This window comes from Paenibacillus forsythiae T98 (assembly GCF_000520735.1).
Classification (GTDB): domain Bacteria; phylum Bacillota; class Bacilli; order Paenibacillales; family Paenibacillaceae; genus Paenibacillus_AQ; species Paenibacillus_AQ forsythiae.
The window spans coordinates 1-19,085 of record NZ_ASSC01000409.1 but is presented as its reverse complement, the minus strand read 5'-3'; the positions used below and the strand labels follow the sequence as shown (position 1 = coordinate 19,085).

General features: G+C 52.2%; 24 protein-coding genes and 1 pseudogene. 18 read left to right on the top strand and 7 right to left on the bottom strand.

Annotated features, from left to right (window positions below; translation table 11 throughout):
• The 5 genes and pseudogenes from L692_RS0113060 to L692_RS33840 form a co-directional block, all read left to right on the top strand.
• Positions 1-425 (top strand): annotated as a pseudogene (locus L692_RS0113060) (PTS system, fructose subfamily, IIC subunit); the annotation flags it as partial.
• Entirely contained in the window at positions 422-1,390 is a 969-nt protein-coding gene (locus L692_RS0113055; RefSeq protein WP_025700502.1) for a Gfo/Idh/MocA family protein, read from the top strand. The pseudogene L692_RS0113060 and the gene L692_RS0113055, both read left to right, overlap by 4 nt.
• Positions 1,391-1,666: 276 nt before the next feature.
• A complete protein-coding gene (locus L692_RS0113050) occupies positions 1,667-3,436 on the top strand; it encodes a M3 family oligoendopeptidase (protein ID WP_025700500.1) in 1,770 nt (589 codons plus the stop codon).
• 78 nt (positions 3,437-3,514) lie between these two features.
• Complete coding sequence (locus L692_RS0113045) at positions 3,515-3,709, top strand: hypothetical protein (RefSeq protein ID WP_156940431.1); 195 nt, start codon at positions 3,515-3,517, stop codon at positions 3,707-3,709.
• Entirely contained in the window at positions 3,690-3,812 is a 123-nt protein-coding gene (locus L692_RS33840; RefSeq protein WP_269636733.1) for a hypothetical protein, read from the top strand. Before L692_RS0113045 ends, L692_RS33840 begins: the two co-directional genes overlap by 20 nt.
• A 108-nt stretch (positions 3,813-3,920) precedes the next feature.
• On the opposite strand, the gene L692_RS0113035 is transcribed toward L692_RS33840, so the two are convergent.
• A complete protein-coding gene (locus tag L692_RS0113035; RefSeq protein WP_025700497.1) occupies positions 3,921-4,142 on the bottom strand; it encodes a cysteine-rich CWC family protein in 222 nt (73 codons plus the stop codon).
• Positions 4,143-4,270: 128 nt separating this feature from the next.
• Here L692_RS0113035 and L692_RS0113030 point away from each other — a divergent pair, with 128 nt between their 5' ends.
• The 4 genes from L692_RS0113030 to L692_RS0113015 all read left to right on the top strand — a co-directional run bounded on the left by L692_RS0113030 (position 4,271) and on the right by L692_RS0113015 (position 6,873).
• Positions 4,271-4,459 carry a hypothetical protein gene (locus L692_RS0113030; RefSeq protein ID WP_025700496.1) on the top strand — a complete coding sequence of 63 codons (189 nt, stop codon included), beginning with the start codon at positions 4,271-4,273 and terminating at the stop codon, positions 4,457-4,459.
• A gap of 147 nt (positions 4,460-4,606) precedes the next feature.
• Positions 4,607-4,945: a DUF1801 domain-containing protein gene (locus tag L692_RS0113025; protein ID WP_025700494.1), complete on the top strand. Its 339-nt coding sequence runs from the start codon at positions 4,607-4,609 to the stop codon at positions 4,943-4,945.
• A gap of 93 nt (positions 4,946-5,038) precedes the next feature.
• Entirely contained in the window at positions 5,039-6,064 is a 1,026-nt protein-coding gene (locus L692_RS0113020) for an ATP-binding cassette domain-containing protein (RefSeq protein WP_025700492.1), read from the top strand.
• Complete coding sequence (locus L692_RS0113015; RefSeq protein WP_025700490.1) at positions 6,061-6,873, top strand: ABC transporter permease; 813 nt, start codon at positions 6,061-6,063, stop codon at positions 6,871-6,873. The genes L692_RS0113020 and L692_RS0113015 overlap by 4 nt, the downstream gene beginning before the upstream one ends.
• A gap of 103 nt (positions 6,874-6,976) precedes the next feature.
• Here the strand turns inward: L692_RS0113015 and L692_RS0113010 are convergent, their stop codons facing one another.
• Positions 6,977-7,810, bottom strand: a complete 834-nt coding sequence (locus L692_RS0113010; RefSeq protein ID WP_415752764.1) for a lipase family protein — start codon at positions 7,808-7,810, stop codon at positions 6,977-6,979.
• A gap of 54 nt (positions 7,811-7,864) precedes the next feature.
• On the opposite strand from L692_RS0113010, the gene L692_RS0113005 reads away from it, so the two are divergent.
• From L692_RS0113005 to L692_RS0112995, 3 genes are all read left to right on the top strand, one after another.
• On the top strand, positions 7,865-8,092 hold the full coding sequence (locus tag L692_RS0113005) for a cupin domain-containing protein (RefSeq protein ID WP_025700485.1): 228 nt from the start codon (positions 7,865-7,867) through the stop codon (positions 8,090-8,092).
• A 169-nt stretch (positions 8,093-8,261) separates the two neighbouring features.
• A complete protein-coding gene (locus L692_RS0113000) occupies positions 8,262-10,376 on the top strand; it encodes a thioredoxin domain-containing protein (protein WP_025700483.1) in 2,115 nt (704 codons plus the stop codon).
• A 62-nt stretch (positions 10,377-10,438) separates the two neighbouring features.
• Positions 10,439-11,599 carry an acyltransferase family protein gene (locus tag L692_RS0112995; RefSeq protein WP_036723533.1) on the top strand — a complete coding sequence of 387 codons (1,161 nt, stop codon included), beginning with the start codon at positions 10,439-10,441 and terminating at the stop codon, positions 11,597-11,599.
• A gap of 28 nt (positions 11,600-11,627) precedes the next feature.
• On the opposite strand, the gene L692_RS0112990 is transcribed toward L692_RS0112995, so the two are convergent.
• Positions 11,628-12,359, bottom strand: coding sequence for a ferric reductase-like transmembrane domain-containing protein (locus L692_RS0112990; protein ID WP_025700480.1), 732 nt, complete (start codon positions 12,357-12,359; stop codon positions 11,628-11,630).
• A 171-nt stretch (positions 12,360-12,530) separates the two neighbouring features.
• Here L692_RS0112990 and L692_RS0112985 point away from each other — a divergent pair, with 171 nt between their 5' ends.
• The gene (locus L692_RS0112985; protein WP_025700478.1) at positions 12,531-12,884 is read left to right on the top strand and encodes a hypothetical protein; all 354 of its coding nucleotides are present in this window, start codon (positions 12,531-12,533) and stop codon (positions 12,882-12,884) included.
• 106 nt (positions 12,885-12,990) lie between these two features.
• Here the strand turns inward: L692_RS0112985 and L692_RS0112980 are convergent, their stop codons facing one another.
• A complete protein-coding gene (locus tag L692_RS0112980; protein ID WP_025700475.1) occupies positions 12,991-13,269 on the bottom strand; it encodes a YxcD family protein in 279 nt (92 codons plus the stop codon).
• Between the two features lie 8 nt (positions 13,270-13,277).
• Positions 13,278-13,718, bottom strand: a complete 441-nt coding sequence (locus tag L692_RS0112975; protein WP_025700474.1) for a hypothetical protein — start codon at positions 13,716-13,718, stop codon at positions 13,278-13,280.
• 266 nt (positions 13,719-13,984) lie between these two features.
• On the opposite strand from L692_RS0112975, the gene L692_RS28715 reads away from it, so the two are divergent.
• Positions 13,985-14,605 (top strand): NUDIX hydrolase, encoded by a 621-nt coding sequence (locus L692_RS28715; protein WP_036723530.1) that lies wholly within the window; start codon positions 13,985-13,987, stop codon positions 14,603-14,605.
• 72 nt (positions 14,606-14,677) lie between these two features.
• Here the strand turns inward: L692_RS28715 and L692_RS0112965 are convergent, their stop codons facing one another.
• Together L692_RS0112965 and L692_RS0112960 are read right to left on the bottom strand one after the other, a co-directional pair.
• Complete coding sequence (locus tag L692_RS0112965) at positions 14,678-15,244, bottom strand: beta-class carbonic anhydrase (RefSeq protein WP_025700472.1); 567 nt, start codon at positions 15,242-15,244, stop codon at positions 14,678-14,680.
• 24 nt (positions 15,245-15,268) lie between these two features.
• Positions 15,269-15,643, bottom strand: coding sequence for an iron-sulfur cluster biosynthesis family protein (locus L692_RS0112960; RefSeq protein ID WP_025700471.1), 375 nt, complete (start codon positions 15,641-15,643; stop codon positions 15,269-15,271).
• Between the two features lie 151 nt (positions 15,644-15,794).
• On the opposite strand from L692_RS0112960, the gene L692_RS0112955 reads away from it, so the two are divergent.
• From L692_RS0112955 to L692_RS0112940, 4 genes are all read left to right on the top strand, one after another.
• Positions 15,795-17,324 carry a carboxypeptidase M32 gene (locus tag L692_RS0112955; RefSeq protein WP_025700469.1) on the top strand — a complete coding sequence of 510 codons (1,530 nt, stop codon included), beginning with the start codon at positions 15,795-15,797 and terminating at the stop codon, positions 17,322-17,324.
• A gap of 73 nt (positions 17,325-17,397) precedes the next feature.
• Complete coding sequence (gene trhA, locus L692_RS0112950; protein WP_025700467.1) at positions 17,398-18,045, top strand: PAQR family membrane homeostasis protein TrhA; 648 nt, start codon at positions 17,398-17,400, stop codon at positions 18,043-18,045.
• A 145-nt stretch (positions 18,046-18,190) separates the two neighbouring features.
• Positions 18,191-18,547 (top strand): putative DNA-binding protein, encoded by a 357-nt coding sequence (locus tag L692_RS0112945; protein WP_025700466.1) that lies wholly within the window; start codon positions 18,191-18,193, stop codon positions 18,545-18,547.
• A gap of 19 nt (positions 18,548-18,566) precedes the next feature.
• Positions 18,567-19,085, top strand: a 519-nt coding sequence (locus L692_RS0112940; RefSeq protein WP_025700465.1) for a signal recognition particle receptor subunit alpha, incomplete at its 3' end; no start/stop codon positions are given.

The window sequence follows — 19,085 nt, the reverse complement described above, 5'->3', positions numbered from 1 at the left end:
GGCCAGCCGGTATGGTTCCGCCGCTTGGAATCGCGCTGTCGACGGTGCTTGCCAAGAGAAAGTATTCGGCTGCGGAGCGGGAAGCGGGGAAAGCCTGCTGGGCCTTGGGCGCATCCTTCATTACCGAAGGCGCTATTCCGTTCGCGGCGACCGATCCTCTTCGGGTCATCCCGTCCATCATGGCCGGTTCCGCAGTGGCCGGCGGTCTGTCGATGGCGTTTGGAGCCGGACTTGCCGTTCCGCACGGCGGCGTATGGGTGCTGCTGATTCCGAATGTCGTGACCCAGCTGTTACCGTATATCATCGCGATTTTGGCAGGCACGGCGGTTACGGCGGGAGTCCTTTCTTTTGTCAAGAAAAATGTAAGTGAATATAGCGGGGCAAAAGTACAATATGACAATGTTCAGGGGGAATTGAAGCTATGAGCAAGTTGAATTGGGCCATCATCGGCCCGGGCTGGGCCGCATCGGATTTTGTGAAAGCGATCAAAGAGGTGAATGGAAGAGTCTACGCTGTGGCGGGAATTTCGCTGGAGGAGGCGCAAGCCTTTGCCGATAAGAATCAAGTGGACAAAGCCTTCGGCGATTATACCGAGATGCTAAAGGACGAAGCCATCGACGTTGTGTACATCTCCACCCCTCATAATCTGCACTACAAGTTCATTGTAGAGAGCCTGAAGCATGGCAAGCATGTGATCAGCGAAAAGGCGATTACGGTGAACAGCGCGCAATTGACCGAAATTATCGCCTTGGCCGAGGAGAAGAACCTGGTCGTTGCCGAAGCGATGACGCTGTACTATATGCCTCTATACAAAAAACTGAAGGAGATTCTGGATTCGGGACAGCTCGGCAAGCTGAAAATGATCCAGGTATCCTTCGGAAGCTGCAAAGAATACGATGTGAAGAACCGCTTTTTCAGCAAAGAGCTGGCCGGGGGCGCGCTTCTCGATATCGGGACGTATGCGCTGTCCTTCACCCGGTTCTTCCTGTCCCAGCAGCCGCATGAAGTTCTGACGACGGTGAAGACATTCGAGACAGGTGTAGACGAGCAGTCCGGAATTATCCTGAAGAATGAAGCTGACGAGCTGGCGGTCATCTCGCTGACGATGCGGGCCAAAATGCCAAAGCGCGGTGTAGTCGCGGGAGAGCTCGGCTTCATCACCGTGGACAACTTCCCGAGAGCGGATAAAGCCACCATTACGTATACGGACGGCAGAGTGGAGCAGATTGAGGCCGGGGAGACGGCAAAAGCATTGGAGTACGAAGTGGAAGATATGCAGAACTTCATTTTTAATAAGAAGAATACGGCTACGCTGCATCTGTCCAATGATGTAATGGCTCTTATGACCAATGTCCGTAATCAATGGGGGATTAAATATCCTTTTGAGTAAAAGCGTACAATACCGATAATAACCTACAAAAGACCGAGTTCCGGCATATGCTGGTACCCGGTTTTTTGGCGTGTTTTGGGTTGGACCAGCGCAGGTCATGGCGCTTAGACGTAGGCAGTGTATGAAAAGTTTACCAAAAAAGGATATCCGAAATCTTTATATTCGTATACACTGGCAATAGAACGCGGAGGTGGAAGCATGTAAGACCGGGAGGACCGATATAAAAGTGGTTTTGAACATTTGCAATATATCTTGGCTTTAAGGGGATGAGAACTAGTGGATTTAACATGGGATCTTGAGAGCTTGTATCCTTCCTTTGACTCGAAGAAATTTAAAGGGGATATGGAGTTTTTTCAATATGAGCTGGATAACTTGAATCAATGGGCTGAGACCGATCTGCAGGACAGGAACCAGACCTTGCATCAAATGGAGGAATTCCTGCAGCGCTATAATGCGTTTAAAGCAAAGTATGCCTGTCTGTATAGCTATGCTGAATTGGTTCTTAGCACGGACAGTGACAATATGGAAGCGGTAAATATGCTGGATGAGATAGAGAGTATGGCGGCGAGGGCTTCGGATGCTTTTGTAAGCTTCAGCCAATGGCTGGTTAAGATCGACAGCCTGGAGGAAATCATTAGTGCCTCGGAGTACCTTGCAGAGCATCGGTTCCACCTTCAGGAATTGCGGGTTCAGGCGAAATATGTCTTAAATGAAGAGATTGAAGCCGTAATCGCCAGAATGCAGAGCACCGGCTCCAAAGCGTGGGAACGGCTGTATATGAGAAGTATCTCCACACTAAGCATGGAACTCGAGGGAGAGGGAGAATCCCGGCGTCTGTCCCTTGCCGAGCTGCGCAGCAGGGCTTACAACGTTAATGCCGCTGTTCGGAAAGAGGCTTATGAAGCTGAGCATCAGTTGTATAAGAGTATTGCGGAACTGAGCGCAGCCTGCATCAATGGAATAAGCGGAGAAGCAATTACGATATACGGTCTGAGAGGGTACGCTTCACCACTGGACAAGGTGCTGGCGGCATCCAAAATGGACCACAGCACGCTGGATGCCATGATGGAGGCCATCCGGGAGAATTTACCTCTGTTCCAAACTTATTACCGCAAGAAAGCGGAGATATTGGGCCATGCATCAGGGTTGCCATTTTACGATGTGTTTGCACCGGTGGGTGGAGGCTCTGCGAAGCTTACTTATAATGAGGCAAAAGAAGGGATCATAACCGGCTTTGATACCTTTAGTGCGGAGCTTGGTAATTTTGCTCGGAAGGTCTTCGATAGTCGCTGGATTGATGCGGAACCAAGACCGGGAAAAGGAAGCTACGGGATGTGTGTCGATATATTCCCTATTCGTGAAAGCCGGATTATGGCCAACTTCAATGGCAATTATATGGATATGAGCGTGCTGGCGCATGAAATCGGGCATGCCTATCACAGCTCCTGCCTGGCCTGCGAAACGATGGTCAATACGGATTACCCGATTCCGATTGCGGAGACGGCATCGATCTTCTGCGAGACGATCATCAACAACCAGCTGCTGAAGACCGCCTCGGCCAGCGATGGCCTATCCATCCTGGAAAGAGGCCTCTCCGACGCCGGCTATTACATAGTGGATTTCTACGCGAGGTACCTTTTTGAAAGCCGATTATATGCAAGAAGGTCCTTGGGAGTATTGTCTGTGGAGGAACTTAATGAACTTATGCTCACCTGCATGGCTGAGGCGTACGGGAATAGCATCGATCCGTCCACCTTTCATCCGTACCTGTGGATCAGCAAAGCGGGATATTATATGGCGGGCAATGAGTTTCTGAACTTCCCTTATTCCTTCGGGCTGCTGTTCTCCAAGGGCCTGTATGCGCAGTATCAGAAGCGAGGTCAAGATTTTGTTGAGCGGTATCAATCCTTCCTGGCCGCTACCAGCACAAACCATATTGTAGATGCGGCCAAGCTGATGGACATCGATGTGCGATCCGTGTCATTCTGGAAAGAGGCCCTGGTCCTGATAGGCGATGAGATTGAGGACTTCATTAGAAGGGGATAAGACCGGAAGAGGCTAATGCTTGGATGGAACCGGAGGAGGAACAGCAATGAGGGGGAATAGCAATGAGGAGGAATGAATGTGAAGCTCTATCAAATGTCATCACGGCCGGGCGGCACTGAGCGGATATCGAGCTTTCTGGAAGACAACTTCGTCTGTATGGGCTGGCCGGGAATCGGCGATCTGGAGCATACGGGCAGTGAGGAACTGCGGGAGAGGTTCCACACCTCAAACATCCCGGGCGGAACGGGTAAGGGTGGACACAAAGACGATTGAAGAAGCGCTGGAGGTTCTGAAATCGGCGCTGCGCAGCGAAGACCCGGACCGGCGAGAACGAGCGGCGGCGGCGATTCTTGGGTATGCCAGAGGGCAGTTTTGAGAGAAGGCGGGCATACGGCGCCGGGCCTTATCACAGCGGAGATGACTTAAGGCCATTCATGCCTCTTTTTTCAGCATAACGGCAAGCATCTATCTGTGGAGACGTCTGCTATCCGCCGTTTCGCTTAAACGCCTCCAGGCACTCCTTGCAAATGCAGGCTTTGCCGAGACGCTCCTTCGAAACCTGCTCCAATAGCTCCTGCGGAAAAATCTCGTTCATGCACCAGCAGTCAGCGTGAGAGCGGCCCGCCGCCCCCGCGCAGCCATTGGCTTTTCCGCACAGAGGACAGGTTCCTGCAGACTGCGCTGCTGGTTTGGCTTGATCCGTCATCGGGAAATCCACCTACTTTTTTAATGATATAACACTTGTCCTAACAAGATACCCGGTGTCAGTATAATCGTGTACAGCAGATATAGCAACTGTTGGGCGAAGAACGAGGAAACGCAGGAGGTGTTACCATGACAGACGAAAATTTTTTCATCCTATCCACAATATTTGGACTCATTATCCTGATCGCGGGCTTTAGCGGGATCTATTACAAACTGAATAAAAGACTGGAAAATGACGAGCGGATCATCGCACGACTTGACCTCCTGATTAACTCCAATGAGCAGAACTCCAATGAGCAGAACTCCGAGAAGCGCTAGACATTCTATTTTTTTGCCGTGATGACCTAATAATCAAGGAATTTTGCTTGAGTTTATGGATCTAATCTACTATTCTGTTGCTGACGGATAACGATAAGGGAAGTTACCTATACCACAGAGCCGATTATGGAAGGAGCGAGCAGTATGATGAATCCCGAGGTTACCACGTTTTTTGAGAACATTAAAGCAGCCTGGCAGATCGAGGTTTGCAATCAGCTCCGCCAAATGGTCCATCAGTCCATCCCCGAGGTCCAGGAACGGATTCAATACAAGAAGCCGCATTTTCTAAAAAACGGAAAATACGCTGCGGTCATTACGCCCTCCAAAGATGCGGTCGCCTTTATGCTGTTCAATGTCAGCGGGATCGATGTTCCCCCAGAGTTTGAAGGCCCCGCCGAACGTAAGTCGATCAAAATACGCGAAGGAGATTCACCGGATTATGAACTGTTGGCCGGGCTTCTCGTTCAGTCCTCTAAAGATCTATAATCTATAGAACTGCCACGGCTTAGTGTTTATATTCCGTTTAAATAAAACAGCTACCATCGTAAAATATATTCAGTTGTCTAGGAGGATAAGCAAATGAGTCAAAAATCGATAACAGCGCCGCACAAGGGGGACCTGGCCATCGAAGCGCACGGCCTCGTTAAAGTTTTTGGAGACAATCGTGCGGTGGACGGTGTAAATCTGAAGGTGGGCACCGGTACGATCTACGGCGTGCTTGGTCCGAATGGAGCGGGGAAGACGACAACCATCCGAATGCTGGCGACCTTATTGCGGCCGGATGCAGGCTCGGCGAGCATCTTCGGGCATGATGTGGTGAAGGAACCGCAGATCGTGCGTCAATTGATCGGGGTGACCGGGCAGTACGCGTCAGTCGACGAGTCGCTCAGTGCGACCGAGAATCTGGTTATTTTCTCCCGGTTGCTCGGACTGGGACGCGCCGAGGCGCGCCGCAAGGCGGCGGAGCTATTGGAGGAATTTGGGCTGACCGAAGCGGCAAAGCGCCCGCTCAAGCATTTCTCCGGCGGGATGCGCCGGCGGCTCGATTTGGCTGCCAGTCTTATTGCGCAGCCGCCGCTTATTTTTTTGGATGAGCCAACGACCGGTCTGGACCCGCGCACGCGCAACCAAATGTGGGATACGATCCGGCGGCTGGTCCAGTCGGGTTCAACCGTATTGCTAACGACGCAGTATCTGGAAGAGGCGGATCAACTGGCTGACCGGATAGCGGTTATCGATCATGGCCGGGTTGTCGCCGAGGGCACTGTGGATGAACTGAAGGCCTCCGTCGGCACCTCGTCGCTGCAATTAAGGGTTCAACACCCGCAGGACATCGAGATGGCCCGCAGGACGATCGAACAGGTGCTCAAGGTGCAGTCCAGTATATCGGCGGAAGCGTCGAAGATTACTGCGCCCATGGGGAACGCCGATCAGGTCACGGACCTGCTGGTCGCTCTCCGGGATGCGGGCATCCCTTTGGCCGAAATGAGTGTGCAGAAGCCGACCCTCGACGAGGTATTCCTGACCATTACGGGCCATGGCGCGCAGGAGGACACACATCTTGCGTCCAGTGAATCGAACAAAGTGGGAGGGGCAAAAGCATGAGCGCATTAATTAAGCCAGGCGCGGAGCGCCGGCTGAAGAACCATTCCAGCCTCGGCCAGTCGGTACGCAATTCGTTGACGATGGCTTATCGGGGGCTGCTGAAAATCAAACGCACACCCGAGCAACTCTTTGACGTAACCTTTCAGCCCATCATTTTCACCCTGATGTTTACCTATATTTTTGGCGGGGCCATCTCCGGAAACGTGCAGAATTACTTGCCGGTCATCATCCCCGGCATTCTTGTTCAGACGGTCATCACCACTTCCATCGTTACGGGCGTCCAGCTCCGCGAGGATATGGAAAAAGGCGTGTTCGACCGGTTCAAATCACTGCCGATCTCGCGAATTGCGCCGCTTGCGGGAGCTTTGCTCGCCGACACCGTCCGGTACACCATAGCGACTGTGCTTACCTTCGTCATGGGGTATGTCATGGGCTACCGGCCCGGCGGCGGGATCGGTTATGTCGCCATCGCCGGGCTTCTCGTGATCGCATGTTCATGGGCCATTAGCTGGATTTTCGCCTTCTTCGGCGTTATTGCGCGCACGGCTTCCAGTGTGCAAGGGATATCCATGATTGTGCTGTTCCCGCTTACCTTTCTCTCCAATGCTTTCGTGCCAGTCAAGACTATGCCGGATTGGCTCCAGTGGTTCGTTAACATTAACCCGATCTCGCATCTGGTCACGGCCGTCCGGGACCTTGCCAACACGGGAACAATGGGCGGAGATGTAATCTTCTCTCTCGTTGGCGCCGCTGTCATTGTGGCGATCTTCGCGCCAATCACGGTACGCGCTTATATGCGCCGCACATAACTGTTAAATTAAAACCTATGTTAGATACGATTAGGTAACCCTTAATGCTGGCGGGTTGCCTTTTTTATCCCCTGTGACTGTACGGTTCATTGGGGGAAAGGGGTTATCGACTCTTTTTCGCGAAAGTCTTGCCTGGCTCTTGTGGCTTCACTTCAGTAACCGGACAGAAGCCGGGGTTCGCTGCACATAACATTTGGGTGAATTCCGGTTGGCTTTGGGAGAGCTTGGCGAAATAGCTTCCAATGATGTGATTGAGGCCAACGCCTCCATTCTGAAAGGGCAGCGAGGAGAGCGTCTGGACATGGCTGTAATAATACCTTTTGTCCCGCTTGGGCAGTTTGTAGATGGAAGGCGGAGCATGAGTTACGACGTCGAAGGGATTGGCAATGCGGAAGCTGCTTCGAACATACCTTGTAAAAGCTTTCGCAAAGGCCGGATCGCCTACACGGGGAGACCCGAAGGTAAAAAGGTTAGGCGAGCGGTAGTCAGTGTTGGCGGCAATATCCATCGCGCATAATGTCGCAAGCGCGGCGCCGAGACTGTGACCTGTGATGTATAATGTCTTACCCTGTGACGACCTTTCGAGCGCGTTGATAATCCCTCTGCGGGCTGAAGAATAGATGTCGGTAAAGCCGCGATGGGTGAGGCAGTCTTCTTCAATGTACTTGAACCTCTTTTGCGAGGCGATGATATCGGAGATCCAATCGGATGCTGAACTCGTCCCGCGAAAGGCGACAATGATCTCTTGCGGTGATTCGAGAATGAACCCGAAGCGTTCCCATACCTGGCTCATGGATTTCGCTTGAATCGTATGGCTGACCGAATAACCCAGGGGAACGACGAACGAACCGTCCGCATCTGTAAATTGGGCATAGGTCTGTCCGCAGATGGCAGCCAGAAAGATCGCCCGCTGTTCATAATCGTTAGGGTTGCGCACCTGCATCCCGCCCTTCTTGCTTCCTTATGTATGATAAGGACAGAAGATGGGTGTATGAAAAATGGAGGAAATTATGAATATCCGGCAACCGTAGAGTATCCCCGTAAAATCACAAGAACCCTTCCCTACCATAAGCTCGCAATTCTGACCGGGGGAACAGGAAGCATGATCGTCGGGGAAAAAAGATATCCGGTCAAAGAAGGGATGCTGTTCCACATTCGTCCCGGCGTACCACATTCTATAGAGCTGGACAAGATACAATTCTTAACAATAAAGAAATGATACCGGACCACAAAATTTTCGCGGAAGACGCAATGACGGCCTCTACACAGGAAGAGCATGATTATGTCTGTTGAAAAAACGGTATTGAGCGGAAATCTCCACATTTCTTTCGGGAGCATGTACAGCGAGTATATTATAATAATTACAAAAACCAAAGGGGGCTGTTCCCATGAACGAAGAAACCGCATCTCCAAAATACACCAATCGGCTCATTAACGAGAAGAGTCCTTATCTGCTCCAGCATGCGCACAATCCGGTGGATTGGCTGCCTTGGGGCGAGGAAGCTTTCGCGAAGGCCAAAGCGGAGAACAAGCCCGTATTAGTGTCGGTCGGCTATTCTACTTGTCATTGGTGTCATGTAATGGAAGAAGAGTCATTTAATGATGAAGAGGTCGGAGAAATCCTTAACGGCAACTTTGTGGCGATTAAGGTGGACCGCGAGGAACGGCCGGACATTGATGCTCTGTATATGTCAGTCTGTCAGGCGATGACCGGCGGGGGAGGCTGGCCTTTGACGGTATTGCTCACGCCGGAGAAGAAGCCGTTCTATGCCGGAACGTATTTTCCGAAGCGGCGGATGATGGGGCAGGTCGGACTGATGGAGGTTCTGGAGCAGGTCAAGGCCAAGTGGGAAACGGACAGCAAGAAGCTTCAGGAGCTGGGCGACCAGCTGCTCTCCGAGCTTGAACTCTCGGCTGCCAATAACCGGATCGACAAAGATGTTGAATTGTCAGAGGGTCTGCTGCACCATGCCTTCCAGCTGTACCGCACCATATTTGATGATACGAACGGAGGCTTCGGACAGGCTCCCAAGTTCCCGACGCCGCATAACCTGTCGTTTCTGCTCGCGTACAGCCAGAAGTATAACAACGCGGAGGCGCTGCGCATGGTCGAGAAGACGCTTGAATCCATGTACAAGGGCGGCATTTACGATCACATCGGTTTCGGATTCGCACGCTACTCCACCGACGAGCAGTGGCTGGTGCCGCATTTTGAGAAAATGCTCTTCGATAACGCGCTGCTCGCCTCCGCTTATGTGGAAGCTTATCAGATCACGCAGAAGCCGCTCTATGCGGAAGTGGCTGAGGGCATATTCGCTTACGTATTGCGCGAGTTGACCTCGCAAGAGGGCGGGTTCTATTCGGCTCAGGACGCCGATTCGGACGGCGAGGAGGGCGCCTTCTATATCTTCAGCACCGAAGAGGTCGAGGAAGCGCTGGGACCACAAGAAATGAAGGACTATTGCAGTATTTATGGAATTACGGAAGAGGGCATTTCGCGGGGATACAGCATCCCGAATCTGCTCGAAGGAACGCCGGATGAAATGGCGGAAAAGCTGGGCATAACGCCTCTCGCTCTGCGCACCCGGTTGGAGGAGTGGCGGGAGAAGATGTTCGCCTACAGAGAGCAGCGCGTGCGTCCTTCCATCGACGACAAAGTGCTGACCTCGTGGAACAGCCTGATGATTACGGCGCTGGCGAAGGGAGCCAAAGCGCTCCAGAAGCCTGAATACGCCAAGGCAGCGGAGGCAGCGGCGAATTTCCTCTGGAACCGTCTGCGCCGCGAGGATGGCCGGCTGCTGGCAAGATACCGCGACGGCGAGGCCGCTTATCCGGGATATGTGGACGATTATGCTTTTCTGATGTGGGGGCTGACCGAGCTGTATGAAGCGACGGGACAAGCCGTTTATCTGGAGCGGGCGCTTGCGCTTAAGGACGGGCTGCTGGACCTGTTCCAGGACGAAGCGGAAGGCGGCTTCTTCTTCACGGGAAAGGATGCGGAGCAGCTTCCGATCCGCTCGAAGGAGCTGTATGATGGCGCCATGCCGTCCGGCAATTCCGTAGCGGTGAAGGTGCTGTGGAAGCTTGCGGCCATAACCCAGGACGTGAAGCTCAAGGGAGTCGCCGAGCGGACGGCCGCGCTCCTGGGCAAGGCCGCGATGAAATATCCGGCAAGCTATGCCATGTTCCTTCAAGGCGTGCTGGTCATGACAAGCGGCGGCACGGAATGGGTGCTGTCCGGCAGACAGGAGGACCCTGCCCTGCAGGAGATGATCTCGCTTGCGCAACGCGCCTTTACGCCGGAGGCTTCGCTGCTCATTCACTGGGAAGATCCGGAGAGCAAGCTGGCGGCGCTGCTGCCGCATCTGAAGGACAAGCCGGCAATCGGCGGGAAAGCAACTGCGTATATCTGCCGTGATTTTGCCTGCCAGGAGCCGATTACGAGCCTGGAGACGGTTCGGGAGTTGTTGGTCAAGCAAGTGGAAGAGACGGAGAATAAGTAACCGGAACGTAAATATAGGGAGCTGCGGCTCCCTTTTTTTTCAAGATATCCTGAGCTGGGCAGGTGCAACCCGTGAACAACAGGCTGTTTTTTCTGGATAATCTAAAAGTCGCGCTCGTATGTTTGGTCGTCGTGCATCATGCGGGACAGCCCTATGGAGGCTCTGGAGGTTTTTGGTACTTCCAGGTTTATGAGAGGACAATTAATCTGCGCGCTTTTTTTGCTGTAAACGCCTCTTTTTTTATGAGTCTGTTTTTCTTCATTTCGGCGTATTTTGTCCCCGCTTCCTTCGATAAGAAAGGACCGGCGCTTTTTCTGAAAGATCGATTTGTAAGGCTTGCTCCCCCTCTTCTGGCAGGAGGTTTGATCATGATTCCGCTGCTAATGTATGCTTATTTCATCAATTTCAGAGGGTACAAAAGCATTTCATTTTGGAACTATTACATAAATATTTACTTGGGATTCGGTATGAAGCCGAAAGGATGGACAGGGCCCTCCTGGCCTGATTTGCAGTTTGCGCATCTGTGGTTCATTGAACATCTTTTGATATATGCTGTCCTTTACTGTGCAATCCGATGGTTGCTGAAAAAGCGTATCAGTAAGAAGCTGGAGCTTAACACGCTCTCGGTAATTATGTTCGGCGTTCTGGTTGCGTCGGCAACGTTTGCGATCCGTATTCAGCATCCCATTAACGAATGGGTGGGCTTTCTCGGATTTATCCAGACGGAATTTGCGCATGTTCCGCAGTACGCGGCGTTTTTCATAGCGGGCACACTGGCTTACCGGAACCGATGGCTTGATTCGATAAGTAATGCCGCAGGGCTCGGTTGGTTGTCGGCGGGCGTTATCCTGATGCTGCTCCGGTATGGCGGGTGGGTTCCCTTCCTGTCGCCAGGAGGACTGAATCGGGACTCTTTGGGATACTCTTTTTACGAAACCTTTCTGTGCTTAGGCTTAAGCATCGGTTTGCTGTATATTTTTAGGGAGCTGGGAAACCGGACGAATTCAATGGCCCGTATGCTGGCAAGGCATGCATTTGCGGTGTACTTCGTGCATGTGCCGGTAGTGGTAGGTTTGCAGTATGCATTAGCTCATGCGCCGCTGCCCACGGGGTTGAAATTTGTACTTGCCGCTGCGGGAGGAATCGTATTAAGTTTTTTAATAAGCTGTGGTGCGCATCAATTGATGAGAGGTGCCCGAAGTACAAGCCGGAGCACCCCCTGAGTGAGCGTTCCGGCTTCTTGCTATTATTCTATTCAACCGCTCCGAGTCCTTTGGCTCTTCCGGGCTGTCCTACTGCGTTCGTTTCTCTGTATTTCATCAGTCGCAGGATGGTATAGGAGCCGAAAATTCCGGTATACAGCATCAGTCTGAGCCAGTCCGTATCTTTATCCATGATCAGGATGAGCAGTACATGCAGGTAGGTCAGCAGATAGAACAGATAAGCCCAGCGCTGGATTTTACGCCACTTCGGCCCGCCGATCCGGCTCCGCACTTTTCTGAAGGACGTAATGAACAGAGGAATCATCAGAACAAAAGCGACAATACCGATTAAGGAATAGCCAAGGTAGATGGTTTTCCTGAGTATGGTGGCTTCATCGGAGCTGAGCATGGAAGAAACTCTGACAAGGAATCTGACGAGATACACGAGGCCATGGGCCAGCATGAGAATGGAGGCAATGATCGCGAGCGGGGAGCGGATGGATTTCAGTCTGCGGGTATAGCTCCAGCGGTTGTTAAGAGCGCCGGCAAACATCACGGGAATGAAAAAGGCAATGGAGAGTACGCCATGCGAGACGGCCCTTTCCAATTCTCGGACAAAGCCTTCCAGCTGATAGCCGGTGATGAGCCGAATCAGTTCGTAGATGGTGACGACAGTCGTAATGATCGTGGCCAGGGTGTAGAGAGCGATACGATTGTGTTGAATGAACTTCGGAAACTGGCACAGCAGGGCGGCAATCAGCAGACAATACAGAAGAGACATGAACGAACCCCCTAATTAATTGATAATGATTATCGTTATTGATATATTGCTCAAATCTCTCTGCATTGTCAGTGATATATTTAACACATTTGGAGCCTACATTTCGGAGCACCACGGGATAGGCATTCGCATACACTGAAGCAAAATCCAGCTAACGAAAGGTATGAGCTTATGTCAACCTATTCCGGACCGCAAACCCTGATCTACCAAGCCGACCCCGCGGCGCTCCATCATGTAAAAAAAGTGCGCGAATCGATGCACGGCTCTTTAAAGCCCTACATTAACCGGAAAGTAAGAATTCAGACCATCGACGGGGTGACCCACGAAGGCTTCATCTCCGGGATCGACGAGGGGCATCTTTATCTGACTGTAACGGTGGCTGCCTCCTCGACGACTACCACCACGACTCGCGGATTTTACAATCCGTATTACCCTCCATATCCGCCTTACTATCCGGTTAATCCTATCGGCAACGTTATTTTGCCGCTGGTGTTGTATAATTTGCTGGCTATTTCGCTGCTCTGAGTCAGGAATTTTCAAATGGCTGCCGAACGTCGCTGCGGGACTAACGCAGCCAACAAAAAAAGACAGACACGGGAAGCTCCCGGTCTGTCTTTCAATCTCTTCTTTCTTACGCATTGACGACTGCCGTAATCTCTTCGTCCAGCTCGAGTCTTACATCATCGCGGTAAGCGCGGATATTGTACTCGGAATGAAGATAACGCAGAATCGCCTCAATCATATTGCTTTCCACGAGATACTGGCTTCGACCCTGCGTCCATACCTCGGCGGTATAGCCAGTTTCTTCCTCCCAACTCAGCTCCACCTGGACCTCCGTTACAGGGATTCCCTTGCGCTCGGCCATGTGGAGGCAGATAGCGTTAATGATTTCATCCATGCTGAGGACGATCTGAGACATTAGTAACGGCCACCCCGTTCGTCAAACTTGCGGCGCTGCTGTCTGCGGCGGAAGAAGGAAAGGACGAACATGACGATGAGATAGATCGCCAGCATATTCACCATGAAGCCGAGGATGCTTCCGAGAGCGCCCATGCTGCCGAACAGGCCGCCGAACATCAGACCCGCCAGACCGCCGAGCATCATCCCTTTCATAAAGCTGCCGCCGCTGAAAAATCCGCGGTTAGCCGTGCCTGCCGTCGTTCCGGCTGTTGTTCCCTTCGTGCTGTCGCTTTTATTGACATTGCTTTGGGTCGATTTATTCGGCGTTGTTGTGTAACCCCGCTGTCCCGATTTGAAACCGCCGCCACCGCGCCGCGCATCCGCATAATCCGGGGCTGTCGCCGCGAAGAAGAGGGTGAAGGCCATAACAATCATCATTGCGCTTTTCAAGAATTTCATTTGAGTAAATTAACCTCCTAAAAGTTTTGATAGCATAAGCTTCACAGATTGACTTCGCAAAACTGGCTTCGAAAGCCGTTAATCTGTGCGCTTACCCGATAATACGGGGATATCTCTGGATGGTTTCATTTTTCTATTCTTATTTTTAAAATAAATTGTAAAGATACTTTCCGTTAAATAGTGGACACAGGATAGCTTGTGCTGCGATACTTGAAAATATTCAGATAAAGGAAGACTATGGTCTGTCCTTTCAGGAGGTACAAGAAATGCCGTCACCTGAAATGTTTGATATTTTCGATGACAAAATGATCCGGATCGGAAGCGACAGCCGGGAAAATGCGCATGCCAAAGGGCTGTGGCACCAAACGTTCCATTGCTGGATTGTTCATCCTGCGAAGGGGGAGGGCGGAAGCCTGCTCTTTCAACTGCGCCACCAGAACAAGGATACGTTCCCGGGACGGCTGGATACTTCCTGCGCCGGACATCTTCAGGCCGGAGAAACGGTGGAAGACGGGGTACGGGAGCTGCGGGAGGAGCTGGGGCTGAACGTTCCGTTCGAGGAACTGGTTCATTGCGGGATGGCCGCCGAGGAGAGCCTTCTTCCGGACGGACGGATAGACAGGGAGTTCAGCCATGTATTTCTGTATGCTTGCGACCAGGAACTGGAGCGATATTGCTTTCAGCGGGAGGAGATTTCCGGCCTGTTCTTCGCAGACATTCCGAAATTCCGGCAATTGATTGGCGGAGAGACGGATACTCTCCCGATTGAGGGGATACTCTGGGATGAGAAGACGCAGCTTGTGAAGCCGGTGCAGAGAGTAGTGAGTCTGGAAGATTTTACGCCAAGCTCCGATCAATATTACCGGATGCTGCTTGAGCATTTATAGTTGGGCGCGGCCGATTTTCGCACAAAAAAAGGCGCGGGTACAGTACCCGCGCAAAAGCAGTGTTGAGAGATGTCAAATACTGGTGTACCCATCCGAGACAAGCTCCAGTGCACCGGTAGCCGGATCCATAATCATGCCGTGAACGGGAACACCCGGGGGGAGCAGTGGATGACGCTTAATCAGCTCCACAGTTTGAATTACCCCTTCTTGGATACTGTCAAACCCGCGAAGCCACTTGGTAAGCTTAATTCCCGAATTTTCTAATGTGGACAGGACTTCATCCGAAATGCCGCGTTCCTTGATCGATTGAATCATATGGTCGGCGTTCAGTGACGCCATGCCGCAGCCGTAATGTCCGACGACGATAACCTCTTCGGCGCTTAGCTCGTACAGGGCGACCATCACACTGCGCATAACGCTTCCGAAGGGCTGTGAAATGACGGCCCCGGCATTTTTAATGATTTTGACGTCGCCGTTCTTGAAATTCATCGCTTTGGGCAGCAGCTCGACAAGCCGCGTGTCCATGCAGGTGATAATGAGCAATTTTTTATTTGGAAACCGGCTTGTCAGATAAGCTTCATATTCTTTATTTTCCACAAATTTCTCGTTAAACTTCAAAATATCGGAGACTTGACTCATGATGGGGGAACCTCCTCAGGTATTTTATGAACGGGAACGGATTCCGCAAAGGGAAGCCGGATCAGGCCGGGGCTCTTTCAGGTCCCGCATGTCGCGAACCTGAATATTTTGCCCGTATAGCTGTGAATCGCTGCTCAGTTTAAAGGAAGTTGTGTTCTCATCGGCGTCCAGCTTCAAGTTATCCTCGTAAAAAATCACATGCTGGCTATTCACCACAAGCGGCAGATCACCGGCTTCGACCTGCAGGTCCCCGGTATCCGGCCCGTCCAAAATCAGCAGCACATGAATGCCGTCGCAGCCGCAGTCAACCGTATCGTATAAGAGCTTGAACGTTCCCGGCCGGCTGCCCAGCCGTTCCTTTAATCTTTGCGAGGCAAGCGGCGTCACCTGTATTCTCATTGCGGTTCACGCTCCTTTTGTCCTGCATTTTCGCGTAAGCGAAAGGCTGATCTTGCCTGGATGTCAGTTCTTCCGCTCCGATGTTGATTATACGCACTTAAAAAAGTATCATCAAGAGTAGCTTGGAAATTGCGGAAAGCGGGTGGAAATGATGGAACAACATGTACAGGAGGAATGGAACGCCTTCAGTATACTATTGGGCAAAATCAGCGGATACCACGAGGCGATCGGACTCCTGCATTGGGACCTGCGGACGGGCGCCCCGCGCAAGGGAGTCGAAATCCGCTCGAAGACGATTGGTATGCTCAGCGGAGAGCTGTTCAAGCTGGAAACGTCGCCGGAGATGGGGCGGTTCACGGAATTCTTCAGTAAGCCGGAGGTCGTGAGCGGGCTGAGCGACGTCCAGAAGAAAATCGTCAAGGACTGCCGGAAGGAGTACGAACGCAGCAAGAGCATTCCGCCGGAAAAGTATGAGGAATACGCCATGCTGGCCGCTCATTCGGAAACGATGTGGGAGTCGGCCAAGGCAAATAATGATTTTGCTTCCTTTGAGCCCTTCCTCAGCCGGATTGTTGCTTTCAAGCAGGAATTCATCGATTATTGGGGCGTGAAAGGGACGCGTTACGACACGCTGCTCGACATGTATGAGCCTGATCTGACGGTGGAGAAGCTCGACGGAATCTTCAACCGCCTGCGCAGCCGCCTTGTGCCGCTGGCCGAACAAATCGCCGATTCGCCAAACAAGCCGGATACGGATTTTTTAAACGGAATATTCGGCCAAGCGGAGCAGGAGAAGTTCGGGCTCTTTATTTTGGAGCAGATGGGCTATGATTTTGATGCCGGACGTTTGGATGAGAGTGTGCATCCCTTCGCCACGGGACTGAATCCGGGGGATGTCCGCATTACGACGAATTACCCGCCGGATAACGTGACCAGCTCTATTTTCAGCGCTCTCCACGAAGGCGGACATGCGCTGTATGAGCAGAACATCGACAAGGCGCTTGTCGGCACACCGCTTGCACAGGGCGCTTCAATGGGCATTCACGAATCCCAGTCCAGACTTTGGGAGAATATGATCGGCCGCAGCCGCGCCTTCTGGAAACGGTACTACGGAGATTTGCGGCAGCATTTCCCGGAGAAGTTTGGCGATGTGGAGGCGGAGGATTTCTACCGGGCGATCAACCGTGTGGAGAATTCCCTGATCCGCATTGAAGCGGACGAGTTGACCTACAATCTGCATATCATCATCCGTTATGAGATCGAGAAGCTGATTTTTAATGAGGGCCTTTCCGTCAAGGAGCTGCCGGAGGTCTGGAACGCGAAGTACCGGGAATACTTGGGCATCACGCCGCCAAGCGACAGCCTGGGCGTACTGCAGGACGTGCATTGGTCGGGCGGGGACTTCGGCTACTTCGCCTCTTATTCGCTGGGCAACATGTATGCGGCGCAAATTCTGCATACGCTGCGAAGGGAACTGCCGGAATTCGACTCTCTGGTGTCATCGGGAAACCTGCTGCCGGTCAAGGAATGGCTTACGGACAAAATCTATCGCTATGGCATGGGCGAGACTCCGTCGCAAATCATCGAACGGGTCACCGGCGAGCCGCTGAACCCCGACTATCTGGCGGATTACCTGGAAGCGAAATATCGTGATATTTATCGTTTGGAGCAGGCGGAATAGTCTGGGGTCAAGTGGATTGCCGTCAGAGAAAGGAATATAATAGAAGAAAAATCCAAACGAAAGGAAACGGGATATGGCGAATACTTACACTTATAGCCGAAGGGAAGAAGTCGCGAACGCGATAACGCATGGCATCGGCGCCTTGCTCAGCGTAGCGGCGCTTGTTCTGCTCATTGTATTTTCCAGTATTTGGGGAACGGCCTGGCATGTCGTCAGCTTCTCCATCTATGGAACCACCATGCTGCTGCTGTATTTGAATTCGACAATCGTACACAGTCTGAAGGAAGGCAAGCTAAAGGATCTGTTCGAGTTCTTCGACCACTCCTCCATTTATTTATTCATCGCGGGGACGTATACGCCTTTCATACTGGTTGCTATCCGCGGTACGCTGGGCTGGAGCTTGTTCGGCGTCATTTGGGGCATCGCCTTTTTCGGCGTTCTGTTCAAAGCTTTCTTTACGAAAAAGTTTCTGTTCATGTCGACGATATTTTATATCGCCATGGGCTGGCTGATCGTGATTGCCTGGGCGCCGCTTACGGCTGCCGTGGCGGACGGCGGAATGGCGCTGCTGATGGCTGGAGGGATTTTGTACACGCTCGGCACCATTTTCTATGTCTGGCGGGCCTTTCCTTACCATCATGCCGTCTGGCATGTGTTCGTGCTGCTGGGCAGCGTGACGCATTTCTTCGCCGTGCTGCTGTACCTGCTGCCGATCCGCTGACGCTCTCGTTTTGGCATATGGATAGGCGTTGGAACAGAGAAAAAGATGACAAGCAAAAAAGCTTGACATCTTTCTTTGTTTTGGGTATTATAAGGAGCGTTGAAAAGGTGTAAAGTGTTTTTCCTTGACGAAGGGAGTGCCCTTGATGAGTCAGGGTAACCGGCTAGAGAAAACGAACCGAATTAACCTGTTGTTCGCATTTTACGAGCCTCTGCTTACCGACAAGCAGCAGACGTTTCTGAAATATTATTTCCATGACGATTTCTCGCTGGGAGAAATCGCTGCGGAATTTGAGATCAGCCGCCAGGCCGTCTATGAGCATATCAAGCGCGCCGAGCAAGTGCTGGAGAACTACGAGAACAAGCTGGGATTATTGGCGAAGCATGAGAGCCGGACCCGGTATTTTGAAGAATTGCGCAGACTGCCGCAGGATGGAGCGCTGCCTGAGCCGTATAAGCGGCGGTTTGAGGATATTGTGGATTCTTTGGAGAAGCTGGAGTAGCTGAAGGGAGAAGCAGCCTATGGCATTTGAAGGATTAACCGGAAGACTGCAGAGCGTGTTCAGCAAGCTGCGCGGCAAAGGCAAGGTGTCCGAGGATGATGTAAATGAGGCTATGCGCGAGGTGCGCCTTGCGCTGCTGGAAGCGGACGTTAACTTTAAGGTCGTCAAGGACTTTGTGGCGAAGGTCAAGGAGAAGGCCATCGGCAAGGAAGTGATGGAGAGCTTCACGCCGGGCATGGTCATCATCGACATCGTGAACAAGGAATTGACGGAGCTGATGGGCGGAAGCCAGGCGAAGCTGGCGAAGGCGAACAAGCCGCCGACCGTCATTATGATGGCGGGCCTTCAGGGCGCCGGCAAGACGACGACCTCCGGCAAGCTGGCCAAGCTGCTGCAAAAGGGTAATCACCGTCCGCTGCTCGTGGCCGGCGACATTTACCGCCCCGCTGCGATCAAGCAGCTTCAGGTGCTCGGAGAGCAGATCAAGGCGCCGGTGTTCTCGCTGGGCGACAAGACGAGCCCGGTGGAAATTGCCAAG

Coding starts and splice junctions, on each gene's coding strand:
- L692_RS0112965 (WP_025700472.1), bottom strand. CDS start 15,244: ATGAGTCAAGTCTCCGATATTTTGAAGTTTAACGAGAAATTTGTGGAA.
- L692_RS0113055 (WP_025700502.1), top strand. CDS start 422: ATGAGCAAGTTGAATTGGGCCATCATCGGCCCGGGCTGGGCCGCATCG.
- L692_RS28715 (WP_036723530.1), top strand. CDS start 13,985: ATGCCGTCACCTGAAATGTTTGATATTTTCGATGACAAAATGATCCGG.
- L692_RS0112975 (WP_025700474.1), bottom strand. CDS start 13,718: ATGAAATTCTTGAAAAGCGCAATGATGATTGTTATGGCCTTCACCCTC.
- L692_RS0113035 (WP_025700497.1), bottom strand. CDS start 4,142: ATGACGGATCAAGCCAAACCAGCAGCGCAGTCTGCAGGAACCTGTCCT.
- L692_RS0112960 (WP_025700471.1), bottom strand. CDS start 15,643: ATGAGAATACAGGTGACGCCGCTTGCCTCGCAAAGATTAAAGGAACGG.
- L692_RS0113015 (WP_025700490.1), top strand. CDS start 6,061: ATGAGCGCATTAATTAAGCCAGGCGCGGAGCGCCGGCTGAAGAACCAT.
- L692_RS0112985 (WP_025700478.1), top strand. CDS start 12,531: ATGTCAACCTATTCCGGACCGCAAACCCTGATCTACCAAGCCGACCCC.
- trhA (WP_025700467.1), top strand. CDS start 17,398: ATGGCGAATACTTACACTTATAGCCGAAGGGAAGAAGTCGCGAACGCG.
- L692_RS0112945 (WP_025700466.1), top strand. CDS start 18,191: ATGAGTCAGGGTAACCGGCTAGAGAAAACGAACCGAATTAACCTGTTG.
- L692_RS0113005 (WP_025700485.1), top strand. CDS start 7,865: ATGAAAAATGGAGGAAATTATGAATATCCGGCAACCGTAGAGTATCCC.
- L692_RS0112990 (WP_025700480.1), bottom strand. CDS start 12,359: ATGTCTCTTCTGTATTGTCTGCTGATTGCCGCCCTGCTGTGCCAGTTT.
- L692_RS0113020 (WP_025700492.1), top strand. CDS start 5,039: ATGAGTCAAAAATCGATAACAGCGCCGCACAAGGGGGACCTGGCCATC.
- L692_RS0112955 (WP_025700469.1), top strand. CDS start 15,795: ATGGAACAACATGTACAGGAGGAATGGAACGCCTTCAGTATACTATTG.
- L692_RS0113000 (WP_025700483.1), top strand. CDS start 8,262: ATGAACGAAGAAACCGCATCTCCAAAATACACCAATCGGCTCATTAAC.
- L692_RS0113030 (WP_025700496.1), top strand. CDS start 4,271: ATGACAGACGAAAATTTTTTCATCCTATCCACAATATTTGGACTCATT.
- L692_RS0113025 (WP_025700494.1), top strand. CDS start 4,607: ATGAATCCCGAGGTTACCACGTTTTTTGAGAACATTAAAGCAGCCTGG.